Below are 14476 nucleotides of genomic sequence, written 5' to 3' on the forward strand. Positions count from 1 at the left end.
GACGCATTATTTAAAAATTATATATAATTGTCCAAATAGACAGAAAAACGGACAGGACGAACCCTGCCCGTTTTTCCATTCCATTTTTTATTAACCGCTTAATGCGGCACTTTGACCTCGGCAACAGCTGTCATTTGGTTTCCTGCCAGATCTGTCACCGTATACGTAATCTGATAGATGCGGCCCTCTCCTTTGCCTGAGCGCTCAGCCCGCAGCAGGAATTCCGTATCCGTGGTTCCATAGGCGGCACCTTGAATATCTTCCGACGTATCTCCATCACCCAAGCCGTTGTCAGGCTCATTGCTTGTAATCGAGGTCAGCACGATCGTACTGACGCCGGAACCCTCATCCTGTCCGTAAACATTCATATGGACGGTTACCAGCTTATGATTCGCAGGCGATAAAGATTGTTGATCCGGAATTATTTTTAAAGTCGGCGCTGCTGTATCGATATTGCTCACGACAGCCGTTGCCGTTCCTTTATTTCCCGCTTGGTCTATAAACTCAAAGGTAAAGCTGCCATTGGTCATGAAGGTATAGCTGTACGATCCGTTGTTATTGGTTACAACTACAGGTTCACTTGGCTTGATGGTCACCGTAACAGGTTGATTTGTCGGTTGTGTTGTGCTGTAGGTGACGATAGCCGTCGGAGGCACACGGTCAGGTTCTACCTCAAAGCTTATTGTGTAAATACGCTGCGTTCCATCCGCCGCCGTCACCTTCAATTCGGCCTTGCCTGGCAGTTTATCCGCCTGTACTGTTTGAACAGTCGAAGCAACTGCATCTACATTTGCACGAACCTGAGGTACGGTTGTCGTTCCATGAGGTAGTGTAACAACATAATCGTACTTCTGCTTCGTAAAGTCTGCCAGTTGCGTGCCGTCTATCATCATGCCGGTTAAAGCTGCATTGCTGTTCAATAGCCGAGTACCTTCTGACGTAGGATTCCAACCGTCATTACCGGCAAGAACCTTTGTGACCGTGTACTGAGCAGCCTCCCCCGTCGTTAATTGCTTTGTCCAGGAAAGCCGCCCCGCCGGGTTGGCTCCCGGTCCGTAACTCAAATATTCGCCGTAATCGGCAGTGGCTTCGTTTGCAGCATTGCCCCAGTTATTCCAGCCTGCTGGCCGGATATGGTCACCCATAAAGTTATTGATATATACCACATTCGCGTAAGGTCTCCATGGTCTTCCCAGGTCTACTTGCCCGCTAAGCCCCGCATCCGCTGTCAGCCTGCTGTTCACAAAGACATAGCCCTTTGCTCCCTGAGGCGTTGAGGCTGCGGTCACATAGCCTGGTGCTTTGCTATGAATAACCGTACGATCGAACACAGCTGTAGCGGAACCGAAGATGAAATCGACTGAGCCGTCTATATAGCTGTCAACGAAGTATTGTCTTCCTAAGCCATCTGCCAATAACGTATCCTGGAAGCCGACAAGCCGGACATTCCGGAACTGCTGGCGGTCTCCTCTGGCTTGCAAAGCTACCGCCTGGCCCGCCGTCAAGCCCGCATCGTTCTCAATCGTCAGTTCCTGGGCCACAAAATCGTTCGCTTGCGCGCTTAAGGTATAGCTGCCTGAAGTGCCGATCGTACCGCCGCCAGGTGCAGGCTTGCTGGCCGAGTCGTTATAAATGATTTTCGTAAGCTCCGAACCGTCGCCGATAAGGCTAATGTTGGTTTTTCCGGTGCCGATGAGAACCTTCTCCCGATACTCTCCGGCTTTCACACGAATAACGATACGTGATGGATTATTGTTCGGAATGGAGTCGACGGCCGCTTGAACAGTGTTGAACTGCCCGCTCTGATCCTTCGCTACTGTAAGGACCGGAACCGCATCTGCCTTCACCTGTGCCGAGCTATAGCTTTCTACATTGCCATTGACGGCCGTAACGATGTAGAAATAAGTCTTACCTTGGGTTAGCCCGTTGTCGGCATACTGGGTACCGGCAACCGTTTCGGCCACAACCTGATACGGGCCGCCCTCGGATTCGCTTCTTTTGACGCGGTAAGCTGTCGCACCCTGGGCGGGGTTCCACGACAGGCTAACCTCCTGATTCGCGCTGTTTATTGCCTTTACTGCTGCCGGAGCCTCTGGAATTCCAATATCTTCCACGGGGCGTCCGGAAACAACGGCGGACTCCAAGCTTGTTTCATTTACGCCTGAGGCCGTTACTTTATAATAATAAACATTGCCGTTCTCAAGCCCCGTATCCTTATAGCTTGTGGAGGTTACCATCGGCTGAAGGGGTATGTAGGGTCCCTCGAAAGCCGATGCACGTTGAATTGTATAGGTCGATGAGCCATCCACTGCGTTCCACCGAAGCTCAGCCTGACCGTTCCCCCATAAAACATTGATCGCAGGAGCGGCGACTGGCGCAGCAGGCTGGACTTGAACCTGTGCGGAATTCTGGCCTTCTCCTCCAACACTCTTGGCGGAAACCACATAATAGTACGTCGTCCCATTGCTCAGACCGCCATCGCGATAGGACGTTGCGGTGGTTTCAGCAACTTTCGTATACGGACCATCACCTGTCAGGCTTCGCTTGACCATGTAAGAAACCGCATTATTTACACTGTTCCAGCTCAAATCTATTTGGCTGTTTCGTACGACCGGTATAAGCCCGGCAGGAGCTTCCGGTTTTTCCGCCGATTGTGACGGCGTTACCTTCACCTCATTGGACGGAGCGCTTTCACCGGAAGTGCCGACACCTGTAACAACATAATAATAGGCAGTTTCGTTCTGAAGCCCCGCATCGATATAGGATGTAGCCGTAATACCGGAGGTTACCATTTGATAAGGACCTCCGCTGGTCGTGCTTCGTTTGACTGTGTAGGACTCAGCTCCTTGCACCGCATCCCAATTCAATTGAATCTGTGCGTTACCCGGCACCGCAGCCAATCCCTTCGGTGAGGCTACCGGTTCTACATACACCTTCACGTTATCCCAATATGGGCTACCTGTTCCGGAGCCCGGCGTGGAGAAATGAATGCGGCCTATTCCCTTTGCCTTCGTATCCGCCAGCGCCGTGCTGAGGAAGTCGATCTCCGGAGTTGCGGCCGGAACATTATCCACATAAATTTTTGCCTTACCCGTCAAGACGTTCGCTTCGATCTTGATATTCATCCAACGGTTTAACGGCGGCGGCTCGTTTGTCACCTTGATATACGTACCGCCATTATTGATGACAAACACGTTATTGCTTTCATTTGCCGGTTTACGGATTTCCAATGACAAAGGTGTTTTGCCGCCATCCGGCGTTTGCAACTGAAGCAGGCCGGCCGAGCCGATCATCGATTGCTGCATGTAATCCGCTTCGAGAATGACTGTGCCCTTTTGCGGAGTAAAGCTCTTCGCTGTCCTGGTGTTAACCGAGCCAGTATCATAAAGCTGCATCGCTTTGGACGAGCTGTTCCCCGCACTTGTCCCAGGAACCGTCTGCGTGATCACTTTATTCGTGGGTGTCATCGGAATGGGATTAATTAATGTGTAACCGGCCGGCATCTCTCCGATGGCATCTCCTTCGAAATCATCCGCAACGAGCCAAACGACCTCCGGTGCACCGGTAGGAGTGACGTTGACCTCCTTTGAATCGAAGCTTTCACCTTGTGCATTTACAGCACTGATGACATAATAATACGTTTTACCAGGTGTTAAATTCGAATCGGTAAAAGACAGTGAAGTAATGTTTGACATAATCGTCGTATAAGGACCGCCAGGAATATCGCTTCTTTTGATATGATAACCGGTTGCTTCACTTACCGGGGACCAGGCCAGCACCGCCTTCTTTTCTCCTGCTGTTACCGTAGGGACCTGCGGTGGCATTGGAAAGTCTGCGGCAAGCGCACGAAGCTCCACACCGCTGAATTCAGACGTGTTGTACTTATTAATGTCGTCCGGCGCCTTCGAAGCATCTGCCGCTAAACCGAAATAGACGGTTTCCGCCATTGGTATATCAAGGGACCCGATCTGCTTCCAGTTTGTCTTGTCTGAAGAAATCAGGCCGGTCAACTGGCTGCCGATTCGAACGAGCTTCACCCAATATGGGGTTGCAATGAAATCTTCCGGCTCGATTCTCGCCGACTCTTCGCCCGTCGACGAACGGCTGATCATGACGCCTTTCCCCCCCATTTTGACATAAGGGATCGAGAGCATTGCCATCTTGGAGGAAGCCTTCAGCGATTCGCGGACCATGACACCTGCCTCCGCATTATCGTCGGTGGGCGTAACGTGCTCGATTCGCGCAATAATCTCGCCGTTCCCTGTCAACGGCTGATAGGCAAAGTGGAACGAATCCGCGGTTCCTCCAATATCGCCGGCCGATTTCACCGTGACGGCCTGCGCATCGCCTCCCAGCTGCGTATGGCCAGGAATGCCGACATTACCAATATCTTGCGATTGCCATGGTACAATCGGACCGCTTGTGTTCACATGAACTGCGACATTGTCTGAGTGGGTGGACAGCCCCATGGTATCTGTAGCGCGAACGACAAGGAAATGCGTGCCGTCCGTTACGTTACTCCAATCAAAGATGTATGGAGCCGTCGTATCCTCTGCTACTTTTGCTCCGTCAATAATCAGTTCCGCTTTGGCAATACCATCGCTATCAGATGCGCTTGCATCCACCGTAATTTGGCTTCCGGCTTCCTTCAGGCTGTTGTTCACCGGCGAGGTGATGGAAACGGCCGGATTATCCGTATTTTTGTTGCTGGCGGTTCCTTGAACAATCAAATCGTTGAGATATACCTCCAGATTCGTGTACCCTTCTGGAGATAGGTTCGTTGCGTTCCGATCATCGGCATTGGCAGGAGACAACCCCTTTGCAGCTTCCCACGCATCGTCCATGCCGTCGTGGTCCTGATCGACTACGGCGGAGATGACCTCGGGGTAATCGGGATATCCACCTATCTCACGCGGAGAATTAATATGCTGCCCTGTGCGATGTATCACATCATGAATAACTCTCGCATCGTAGGCATCACGCTTAGGCAGGGTGGCTCCCACATTCGCGAGCACATGATCATAAGCAACTTGCGCCGATTCGGAGATGTATCCGCCGTTCACGGCTACCGGCGCAGAAAGCTTCGATGCCGGGTTCTCAACCGATAGAACGCCCTTCCAGTTATCGGCCGTTACGGAAGAATCCCCATCCATCATATTGCCGTTAATGTACATTTTGCTTGGAGAGCCTAACTCGCCGAACAACAAATTACGAACGTTAGAATAAGTGCTAGGCCCAAACTTATAATAGTTGTTGTTCAAATTATACTGCCCGTCACCGCCGCCGTAAGTGGACATAAAGCCCCAATTGTAGATGATATTGTTGGATGCCTCCGTAATATCCGGGTACTGGGTGATGACCGTTGGAAATCTCGGATTCCGGCTTACACTATGGGCAATCAAGTTATGGTGATACGTTGCTTGATTGCCTCCCCAAATGCCCCCGTACCCGTGGCGCCCTTTATGATGTGAAGTCATAAGCATGCTCTCTGCGGAGATTGACCATTGCACGGTCGTATTGGCATTATCGTACAAACTGACCACTTCATCGACTGACCAACTGAAAGAGCTGTGATCAATCATTATGTCTTTATGGTAACGGACCCCGAACGCATCATCCTCGCTTGGATAACGATCACCTAAGCGAAACCTCATATACCTTATGATCACATTGTCCGCTTCAATATTCGTCGTATAGTCAGTTACCGTAATCCCATCACCGGGAGCGGTTTGCCCTGCGATGGTCAAATTCGAGCCTTTAATCTTTAGACTTTCCTTGAGACGGACAGTGCCACCTACACGGAACACGATGGTCCGGTTGCTCTGACTTACCGCGTCGCGCAGCGAGCCTGAAATTGGTGTTTCGTTAGTCTTGTAGTCTTCAAGTGTAGTAACCTCATATACTTCTTGCCCTCGGCCGCCACTTACATATTTGCCGCCCCCCTCAGCTCCTGGAAAAGCCAGGAGTGGTTCCGCCGCAGATCCATTGGCAGCGTTTACAGGAATAGCTGCAGCAAGAATTGAAGCAATTAAGAGCTTCGGCAACAACTTCTTCATCAAAATACCCCCTTATGAGTGAATTCATGGTGGACCTTCGACTGTATCTAAGAAACGAACGTCCACCTGATGGCTTAATCATAAACAGGAGCCCCTGGTTACGTATATAATCCTGGGATTTGTCCGCGCTTTAACTGGGGATAAAAGTCCTTTTCAAATCCCATGATTATTTTCGCTTTGCAATGATTATTACCCCTAAAAAGGAAATAGATTGCTAACTACCTGACCAGTAAGGTCCAATAGTAAGCAATCATTATTTGGATTACATCATTTAATTGTTCGGGAAAATTTCGCTGTACTCGAAATAGTCGAAATCCGCCTGGTTCGTACTGGGCTGCCCGTTGGAACTTGCATACATGCCAAGATAAGCACCGGTAAAACCTCCCGCAACATCACTGCTTAGAATTCGGCCATCGGCGCAATCGTACAAGAGCTCCCACTGCTCAGAATTCATAGCAAAATAAAAACTATAAGCCTGCTCAATCGCTTCGACCATGAGATACAATCTCCCGGTTGCCTGGTGTGGACGGAGGGCCAGCGTTTCATCTTTACCCGCTTCCCGCTTGATCAGGCGGAGGACACCTTCTCCATCGATCAGCGCCGACTCCAAACGATAGTGGTAATCCTCATTTTGCAGAAACACCAGACCAGCCACTTCCCCTTCGTTAAGTGGTGAAAATTCTAAAGCAGTTCGTGCAGCAAAATTCATATGCTGCTGCCTCCTGCCTATGAAGCTTGGATTCGCCACTTGCGTGATCGTTTCAGGCTTCATTCGTAGACGCAGGTGACCTGGCCGCTCCGACAAACTCCAGAAATCCCCCCGTGGCGTACGGATAAAATTCCACCGATCGTCAAGGATCTCTGCATCAAAATGATCGCAGGCTGCGAGTGACGGCCATCGTCGCAATGGTAAATTCGGCGAGGGCAGCTCGAACTCAACGATTCCTTTACCCGGATTCACCACCGGCCAGCCGTCTTCCCAAACGAACGGTACGAGGAATGTCTCCCTACCCAAGTTACGGTAATTACCACCGTAAGGGCGGGATGCCAGACAAACGAGATACCATTCGCCGTTCTGCGTTTCAATGAAATCCGAATGACCCACATTTACAATGGGATAGCTCCGACCGAGGTGACGGTGTGTCAAAATCGGATTTGTTTTGGCCACCTCATAAGGGCCGGTTAAGGTTTTACTGCGGGCGATCGTCGTTGAATGCGTGTGGCCCGTTCCACCCTCGGCAACGACTAAGTAATAGTAACTGTTAATCTTGTAAAGATGAGGTCCTTCCGTCGCATGAATTTGTTTAAGGGCTCCATCCCATAAGCTGTATGTCGGTCCTGTTAGCTGCTTCTCTTCCAAATCCAATTCTTGCAGCCAGATTTCTACGTGCTTCTCATATTGCTGCCCTTCAGGCGGCTTACGGTTGCCCGTATAGTAGACCTTCCCGTCATCATCAAAAAATAAGGAAGGATCAATGCCGACGGCACCGGGCAACCAGACAGGATCCGACCACGAGCCAGACGGGTCCTCGGCCGTGACATAAAAGTTCCTCCGTTCGCCAGTAGCGCTAACGACAAACGTCGAAACTACGTAAAACATTCCGTTAGAATAACGGATTGTTGCAGCGTAAATCCCTCTAGAGGATGGTGTGTCATCCAGATTTAGCTGCGAAGGACGATCCAGGACATGACCAAGCTGTCGCCAATGAATCAAGTCCTTACTGTGAAAAATCGGAACACCCGGATAATACTCGAATGATGAGGTGACCATGTAATAATCTTCTCCAACGCGACAAATCGATGGGTCCGGGTAAAAGCCTGGTAAAATGGGATTTCGAAATGTTTTCATGAAAATTCCTCCGCTTTTCTATCGTTACTCTCTGTACTGCTCGTTAAATTCGTCGATGATGTTTTGGCCGCCGTCGTTTTTCCATTTTTTCACTGCAGCCTGGAAGCCTGCCTCGTCGATTTTGTTCAAAATGAACTGGTAAGTGGCGTCTTTTATCTGATCCTGAAGTCTAGAGCCCTTCTCGTTGAATGCTTTGGAGTCCAAGGATAGGGTAGGATCCGTAATCATAAATTTTACGGCTCCATTCGAGAGCTTGATGGCTTTTTCAAAAACAGGAAGAGAATAGTACGCAGGCGTAACATTGGTCTCGTACAGTGCCATATTCAGATAGGGCCTTACTTCCTTCTCAATCAGCTTGTTGTCCGTGGAAGGAACTACTTTGCCATCTTTCAATGCATAATGCTCGTCCTTGAGACCGTACTTGAGAAGATCGGCTATTTCAGGTGAATAGAACTTATCCATGACGCCCAGGATGCTCTTGAGCTCCTGTTCGGATTTAATGGAAGATTTCGGAAACAGCACAACAGTGCCGTAGCCTGAAAGCCCCCATGTAATATTCTTGCCGTCAACGCCCTGGATATCGTTCGCTACCTCATACTCCGCTTCCGGAACGTTTTTCACCGTCTTCTCTTGAAGTCCTTTGACATCGCCCATCGTTCCAATGTAGAGTCCTGAACGGCCGGTAACCATCAGGTTCTGCTGATCCGTTTTGCTCGTTACCGGGAAATCCTGATTGATCAGGCCTTCATCGCGGAGCTTCTTCATGAACTTCATGGTATCTACATAACCCTTGGTCATGAAATCAGGGATCAATTTGCCGTCTTGAACTCCCCAGCCGTTCGGTGTTCCGAAGAACATGGAAACGGTTTTGAAGGCGCCGTACACTAGATCATTACGGTCAGACAGTGGGATCGTTTTGCCGCCGCCAGCCAAATCCGCATCTTTGAACTTCTTCAGCATGGTGTATAGCTCGTCTACCGTTTTTGGTGCAGTGAGTCCAAGCTTATCTGCCCAATCCTTCCGGTAAATGAAACCCGCACGAGCCGGCTGTCTTTCCTGGTACAGAGAGTAAATTTTCCCTCCAACAGCTGTATGATTAAGAATTGTCGGATTCAAGCTCTTCAGGTTTGGATAATCCTTCAAGAAAGGACCGATTTCCCAAAACTGATTATTCTTAATTGCGTCGCGCATGAGGCTAAATGAAGCCGCGTTCTTCAAATAAACAACCTGGGGCAGAGAACCCGTTCCAAAAGCAGCTTGGAACTTCTCATCGTAAGAACCGTCCGGCACCCATTGAATGTCCAATTCGGAATTTGTTTTTTGCTCAAGAACCTTCTCAAGCTTATCTGACGGTACCTCGGTCGTTTGCAAATCAGCCATGATGCTAATCTTGATCGGACCTTTGGGAGCTTCACTTTCTGATTTTATTTCTTCAGCACTTGAGTCGATCTTATTGACACATCCGGCTATCAGAGAAACCGCCGTTAAAGCGGAGAGCCATATGGCGGTATTTTTCTTTGTCAATTTGTGGGCCTCCTTAATCTGGGTGATGGATGTTCATAGCTTAATCATATGAATTAACACAGGTTACGTATATAATCATGTGATTAGACCGCAGTTTTACAGGGCTTGCAAGCCTTTTTATTATCTGATGATTATTTTCACTTTGAAGTGATTATTGCCCCTAACAGGCTTTTTCATTAGAATAGAGTAACTAGGTTGAACTAGATACCGGCCAAGAAAGGAGTGCGGATTATGCTACGCGAACAAAGCTTTTACACCAAGCTCGTCTTATTCAGTTGCGCCATCTGCATTATTCCTCTTCTGGCGCTTGGTTTCTTTTCCTACATGAAATCATCGCATTCAATTCAACAACATGTCAATCAAGGCAATGTGCAGCTAATGGAACAAACGAGCAGCAATTTGGAGCAAACTTTGCAGACGCTGGACTATTCCCTCAATAACTTCATTAATTCAACCTTAATGCTGGATGCTTTGTACAAGCCCATGACAACCTATGATTTTCAGGCCTATAATGCCATTCGTAAAGAGCTTTCGTATCAGCAGTCCTCGAAGACCATGGTAACGGATATCATTATGGTAAATTCAACCGATAATTGGGTGATCACGAACACGGGATTGTACAATTTAAATGAATACGCTTTCAAAAATTCATTGCTCCTCTACTCGAATTTGCCCTTCAATTCAAATTGGTTGCTTCTGCCGAACAATTCCCTAGGAGCTGCAGATACGGAAAGCTCCGGCTGTAAATACATGATTACTTTGATCAAAAAAATGCCCTTACATACTTCGGAAAAAAGAGGCCTATTATTTGCCGCTATCCCGGAGTGCCGTTTAGCAGCCCTCATGGGAGCTCCTTCGGATTCTCATAATGTGATGGTGCTTGACCAAAGCAATCGGATCATTATCCATTCGGATGAAGCTAAGGTCGGGCAATTCGTAACGGAATCGGGCATCATACCAGGAACGGATCTCTCCCTCATGGCGGGGAAATCTGGTCAATTTCAGTCCAAGTCGAATGACAAAGACTCTACGATTACTTTTATTCGATCTGAGTTTAACGGTTGGATCTATGTTTCGATAACGGATATTGCTGTTACGAATAAGGAAGCACGAGCCATTGGCTGGTTTACTCTTTACGTGCTATTGGGAATCATTGGGCTGAGCGTTTTCTTCGTCTGGTTTGGGAGCAGAAGAATGTACTTCCCTATTCACGGGATATTGAAAGGCATCGCAGATCGACTTCCCAATTCCGACAAGCCCCATAAGAACGAGTTACTATTCATTGACGAGCATCTCAGAGATTTGTTTGCTTCTAATTCCAAGCTTCACGGAGAGCTTTACCAAACCGGGATGCAGGTACGCAGCTTTTTTCTTGCCAAGCTGTATCAGGGAATCGTCGGCAACAGAGAACTTGAAGAAAGTCTTGAACGCTTCGGCTATTCGAAGCAGATTTCCTCCTGGAACAATCTGGCCACGCTTACCCTGCAGATCGACCTACTGAAGGAAACGCGGTACGAACAGGCGGATTTGGATCTACTTTTGTTTGCCATTAAAAATATTATCGAGGAGCTGATCCCGGGCGATAACTGCTTGTCCCCGGTTATCGTCGAACAAACACTAACTACGACGATAGGCTGCTCCGGCCTCACGACTGAAGCATTCTGTAGCCAGCTCTATCAATGGACGGAAGAGATCCAGCGAATGATCCGCAATTATTTGGAACTCGACGTCAGCATCGGGATAAGTCTGCCCTTCACCCATATCCGCAAAGCTCCAAGAGCTTATCAGGAAGGACTTGAGGCTTTGAAGCGCAGGCTCACGTTGGGGGAAGGCGTCATTATCCCCTATGCGAGTATCAACGCAGGAAAACATACGCTTATCTATGCCTACCCGAAGCTGCAGGAGAACGAGCTTATCGATTCCATCAAGTTGGCAAATGAGGAACGATCTTTCATTGTGCTTAACCAATGGCTGAAAGAAGTTTTCCAAAAAGAACGATCACCTCACGAATATCAGATTTCCTTAGTTCGTCTATTGAATAATTGTATGATCGTCATGCAGGAAGCAGGAATTCGACTCGAACAGCTAAATCTGCAAGAAGGCTCCTTATACGAGGAACTGCTTCAGCTCTATGTTAGCTCAGAAATCGAAACCTGGTTCAAGGATCGAATAATTCTGCCCATGATTCAGGTTTTCCGGGATCGGCAGGAATCCCAATACCAGAACTTGTCCGAACAAATCATCGATATCATTCATAAGGAATACGAGCGAGATTTAACGCTAGAAGAATGTGCTTCACGCATGCATTATAACGTCTTCTATTTAAGCAGTGTTTTTAAGAAAGAAACGAATATGTCTTTTAGTGAATACCTAGCTGACTATCGCTTTCAAATCTCTAAGAAATGGCTGGTTGAAACGAATATGCCCATCAAGGATATCGCTGAGAAACTAACTTATACGAATGCCCAAAACTATATCCGCTTCTTCAGAAAGCTGGAAGGAATGACTCCGGGCCAATACCGTACCCAGTTCTCTGCGCAAAGTAATAAGTAATCCGGCGGTTTCGCACCCTTTTGACAAATGAACTCCTCTGTTGTTAATGTAATATGCGGTACGTATCACTCACCCTATAACAAAAACTAGCCAGCCCCAGCAGCTGGCTAGTTTATCTATTTTAGGATTTAATGAAAACGGTCTTAATATCCGTGTAAAATTCTATGGCAGCCTGCCCTTGCTCACGCGAACCTAAGTGGACTGCTTCATACCTCCGAACGGTGCTTGCAGCTCCACTCCTGAGCTTCGGCATTGATCCGCACAAGTCCGGCATCGATATCATGCATGAACGTCAGCATTTTCGAAATATCCCGTGTGAATACCGATGTACTGAGTCCAAACTTCACGTCATTGGCAATTCGGATGGCGTGATCGTCATGGAACTGGAAATGTCTTCGAAGACCGTAGGCTCAATGAAAAATCCAGCTTCCAAACCTTGTCCTTGAGCTTTACCGCCTCCGCAAAGCAAGGTACCTCCTTCTTCCACACCTTTGGCGATGTAAGATAGAACGGTATGGAACTGGTTTTCGCTTGCGCACGGCCCCATCCAAGTTTCTGCGTCCAAACCAGGACCCACTTGAATCGCTTCAATCTTTTTCAGCAGCTTCATCTTAAACGCTTCATAGACCTTGCTCTGAACGATAACCCGACTCGTAGATGTGCATTTCTGCCCTGTCGATCGTAAGCCGTCACTGATCGTCGCCTCGACCGCAAGGTCCAGATCCGCATCATGCGCCACGATAATGGGATTCTTGCCTCCCATTTCCTGCTGGTACTTGGCTCCTCTCGCCAGAGCACTCTGTCCCACCCCTTTTCCTACTCGGTCGGATCCTGTGAATGTGACGCCGCCAATGTCCGGACAACTAGCCATGCTTGTCCGATCACTCCACCTTGGCCCGTCACCATATTAATGACGCCGGAAGGAAGACCCGCTTCATGGAAGCACTCGATGACCAGCGTTGCCGTTGCAGCTGTTTCCTGAACAGGCTTAAACACCACGGTGTTGCCGTAGATTAAGGCAGGCGCTATTTTCCAAATCGGAATGGCAACTGGAAAGTCCCATGGGGTAATAACACCAACAAAGCCAAGTGGCACACGCGTGCGGTTCTCGTTAAAAGATCAGCCCGGAACCGCTTCTTACGTCAAAGCATTGCTGACCCAGCTTCTTATCCCTATGTACCGCCATAGTACAAGAACAGCACATGAGAAGCCTCAATACGTCCATCCCATGCATCAGAAAATATCATAAATCGCTTCACATATGAACGAAAACTTTCAGCAGCAACTCATGCTTGAACAGGTGGCTAAACAGTTTTTCATCAGCCCATCGTATTTGAGCAGACTTTTCTCCAAGCTCACCGGTTTCCCTTTCCGTGAATACTTGCAAGTCGTTAGAGTGCGGGAAGCACAGAAACGGTTGATAGCCTCACAGGACAAAATCCAAGCTATTTCCGAGCAAGTCGGATTCGAGCATATCGCTTATTTCAATAAAACGTTCAAAAAAATAACGGGCATTTCCGCGCTCCGCTACCGCAAGCAATACAGAGCCTCAACCAAGGAAGACTTCTGATAACGGATTCCAGCCGTCTTCCCTGTCAAATATCCGTTCCATTGTCAAAAGCCCCGCTTCCGCACCAGTCAACTGCCGTGACCAGCTTGCTCGGGTTAGAGGCTGCGCACCAGGTCCCGAGCTATTGTACTCTGCGTACGATGCTGTTTGTTCATTGGCGGGATTCTCCCAATTGTCCCATCCCTCAGGCACGATATGGCTTCCCATCCATGTACTCATAAAAATCACTTTTGAAAAAGGCCGCCATGGACGTCCCAAGAAAACTCGGCTTTGTTCAGCTCCGGTCAAGTTACAGTTCATAAAAATATAACCATAAGGATGGTCTTCCGGAGTGGAAGCAGCGGTAATATAACCATCGCGTTTGCTATGGATTCTGCATCTGTCAAATAGGGCTGTTGCCGAACCGAAAATGAAATCCACATCCCCCTCGATGTAGCAATGTTGATAAAACTGTCTGCCAGTTCCAGGTGTATAGAGCGTATCTTGGTTACCGATCATTCGAACGTTTTGAAATATGGCGCGGTCTCCTCGGACAAATAAGGCTACGGACTGGGCGTTGAAGGCGTTGTTTTCAAAGGTCAGATTACGCGCACGAAAATGATCCGCAAGAATAAACGTACTGGAGCTGCCGGTTGTCCCTACGTTCTCGCCGTCAGGCCTCTTCTTGCTAGCGTAGTCATCATACGTCAGCACAGTTTCTTCCATGCTTTCTCCCTGAAACGTAAGAAACGGACGATCCTCCGGAACGGTGATCTTCTCTTTGTAAATTCCCTTCTTGATAAAAACTTTTATCCTGGTCTGGTTACCTGAGGGTACGCTGTCTACGGCTTCCTGTACCGTTGTGAAGTCTCCGCTTCCGTCTTTCGCAACAATGATATAGCCTTTCATCTTTCTAGCTCCTTATCTCTAAGAAATTTTTGTTAT

Annotated in this window: 6 protein-coding genes and 1 pseudogene; 2 read left to right on the forward strand and 5 right to left on the reverse strand. The window is 48.4% G+C overall.

What is annotated here, in order from left to right; all coding sequences use genetic code 11:
- Positions 1 to 98: 98 nt before the first annotated feature.
- The 3 genes from AC58U0_RS15795 to AC58U0_RS15805 form a co-directional block, all read right to left on the reverse strand.
- Positions 99 to 6056, reverse strand: a complete 5958-nt coding sequence (locus tag AC58U0_RS15795; RefSeq protein WP_497379893.1) for a pectinesterase family protein — start codon at positions 6054 to 6056, stop codon at positions 99 to 101.
- A 271-nt stretch (positions 6057 to 6327) separates the two neighbouring features.
- The gene (locus tag AC58U0_RS15800; RefSeq protein ID WP_497379895.1) at positions 6328 to 7905 is read right to left on the reverse strand and encodes a glycoside hydrolase family 43 protein; all 1578 of its coding nucleotides are present in this window, start codon (positions 7903 to 7905) and stop codon (positions 6328 to 6330) included.
- Between the two features lie 24 nt (positions 7906 to 7929).
- Positions 7930 to 9429: an extracellular solute-binding protein gene (locus tag AC58U0_RS15805; protein ID WP_497379897.1), complete on the reverse strand. Its 1500-nt coding sequence runs from the start codon at positions 9427 to 9429 to the stop codon at positions 7930 to 7932.
- Between the two features lie 231 nt (positions 9430 to 9660).
- On the opposite strand from AC58U0_RS15805, the gene AC58U0_RS15810 reads away from it, so the two are divergent.
- Positions 9661 to 11982: an AraC family transcriptional regulator gene (locus AC58U0_RS15810; RefSeq protein ID WP_497379898.1), complete on the forward strand. Its 2322-nt coding sequence runs from the start codon at positions 9661 to 9663 to the stop codon at positions 11980 to 11982.
- A gap of 121 nt (positions 11983 to 12103) precedes the next feature.
- Here the strand turns inward: AC58U0_RS15810 and AC58U0_RS15815 are convergent.
- A pseudogene (locus tag AC58U0_RS15815) lies at positions 12104 to 13083 on the reverse strand (aldehyde dehydrogenase family protein); the annotation flags it as partial.
- A gap of 160 nt (positions 13084 to 13243) precedes the next feature.
- On the opposite strand from AC58U0_RS15815, the gene AC58U0_RS15820 reads away from it, so the two are divergent.
- Positions 13244 to 13552 carry a helix-turn-helix domain-containing protein gene (locus tag AC58U0_RS15820; RefSeq protein WP_497379899.1) on the forward strand — a complete coding sequence of 103 codons (309 nt, stop codon included), beginning with the start codon at positions 13244 to 13246 and terminating at the stop codon, positions 13550 to 13552.
- On the opposite strand, the gene AC58U0_RS15825 is transcribed toward AC58U0_RS15820, so the two are convergent.
- Positions 13532 to 14440 (reverse strand): pectinesterase family protein, encoded by a 909-nt coding sequence (locus AC58U0_RS15825; protein WP_497379901.1) that lies wholly within the window; start codon positions 14438 to 14440, stop codon positions 13532 to 13534. The two genes, AC58U0_RS15820 and AC58U0_RS15825, sit on opposite strands and share 21 nt — an antisense overlap.
- Positions 14441 to 14476 lie beyond the last annotated feature (36 nt).

The organism is Paenibacillus sp. J31P190 (assembly GCF_059692075.1).

Bases quoted from the DNA above. Each gene is read 5' to 3' on its own strand.
- AC58U0_RS15795 (WP_497379893.1), bottom strand. From the start codon at position 6,056: ATGAAGAAGTTGTTGCCGAAGCTCTTAATTGCTTCAATTCTTGCTGCA.
- AC58U0_RS15800 (WP_497379895.1), bottom strand. From the start codon at position 7,905: ATGAAAACATTTCGAAATCCCATTTTACCAGGCTTTTACCCGGACCCA.
- AC58U0_RS15810 (WP_497379898.1), top strand. From the start codon at position 9,661: ATGCTACGCGAACAAAGCTTTTACACCAAGCTCGTCTTATTCAGTTGC.
- AC58U0_RS15820 (WP_497379899.1), top strand. From the start codon at position 13,244: ATGAACGAAAACTTTCAGCAGCAACTCATGCTTGAACAGGTGGCTAAA.
- AC58U0_RS15825 (WP_497379901.1), bottom strand. From the start codon at position 14,440: ATGAAAGGCTATATCATTGTTGCGAAAGACGGAAGCGGAGACTTCACA.